1 protein-coding gene is annotated in these 1,415 nt (G+C 57.7%); it reads right to left on the reverse strand.

Annotated features, from left to right (window positions below):
• Nucleotides 1–30 precede the first annotated feature (30 nt).
• Nucleotides 31–1,101 carry an IS110 family RNA-guided transposase gene (locus ACYVJT_RS15235; RefSeq protein WP_499418557.1) on the reverse strand — a complete coding sequence of 357 codons (1,071 nt, stop codon included), beginning with the start codon at nucleotides 1,099–1,101 and terminating at the stop codon, nucleotides 31–33.
• Nucleotides 1,102–1,415 lie beyond the last annotated feature (314 nt).

Here is a 1,415-nt window from a genome sequence, read left to right on the forward strand (position 1 = left end):
GTCTGGGACTGGCTGACTCTTCTATGTCCGTCAAGCCAGTTGCATCGAGACAGCTGAGGCATTGAGTACTTTGAAGATCCGTCGTGCGATGTACCGTTTCAGGCAGCGTCGGATTTCCCGATCGGTTTTGTGCTCGGCCCGTCGTTTGTCGACATACGCTCGGGTTTCTGCGTCGTGTTGCATTCTGGTGACAGCCACCATGTGCAGGGCGCTATTGAGCGCACGATCTCCGCCGCGGTTGAGCCGGTGTCTGATGGTGTTGCCTGAGGATGCCGGGATTGGGTTGGCCCCGGCTAATGACGCGAATTCTGCCTCTGTGGTGATACGGCCATGGTGGGACCATGCGGCCAAACATTTCGCCGCGCTGATAGCAGCGACCCCTTTTTCTTCCAGTAAGGGTGCGGCTTCACTGATCTGGACCAGCTCGGTCAGCTGACGCTCATTAGCAGCTAGCTGCTCATCGACTGCTAGCAAGTGTTTGGCCAACCGGACTGCTTCAGCCCGGGCGATTGACAAGGAGAGTTCTTCGTTACGGGATCGCCATGCTGCGATTTCAGCCATCTGGGTTTTACTCAACGCTTTGCGAGCATCCATACTCAAGTCGTTGCTGCGCAGCAACGCGGTCAGGGCATTGACGGCTCGGGTGCGGTCTGTGGTCAAAGAATTTCGTGCGGTCACCAGGATCCGGATGGCTTGGCGGACCCCGTCGTTGAGCCGTGGTCTGCGCAGTTTGTCCACCGGTAGCGGTAACGTGGCCGCTGCAATGCGGTGCGCATCTAGCGCATCAGATTTGCCGACACCGCGGCGTTGGGTGGCATCCATCCACGGCGCTTCGGCCACCGGGTAGCCATGCGAGACGACGATGCCCGTGAGAATAGCTCCGTAGGAGGCAGCCCCTTCGATCACCCACAAGGTATCAGCATCAGCCTCGGTCCGCCGGGCCACCCAAGCAATGGCCCGGCGAATCCCAGCGGTGGTCGTGGGAAAATCTCGGGCATCGATCTGCTCGCCAGTATTGGCAGCCAAGATCGTGTACACATGGTTACGAGCATGGGTATCAACACCGACAACATACGGATGTGTTCTTGCGACGATGGACACGTGGTAAGTGCACCTCCAATGCGATGGGCCTGGTCAAGTGACCGCTAAACGGCCGGTACCAGTCTGGGTACATCATCACATCGGAACATTCCTGTGACGGGTCACACCGTTGATACGGTGGACAATCTTCTCATCAAGTCACCCGACATGGGCCAGACAGATGCCAGCCGCACTACCAATCCAAACGGACAATTCAGCCAAAAGACACTCTGAAGGTCAAGCAGGATACGAGTCACGTCCGGTGGTAGCAACGGCCGACATCCATACTGCCAGCTAGTCCCAGACCAGCTACTACTAAGTCTCACAGGCAGGAT

Source organism: Yaniella soli (assembly GCF_054782375.1).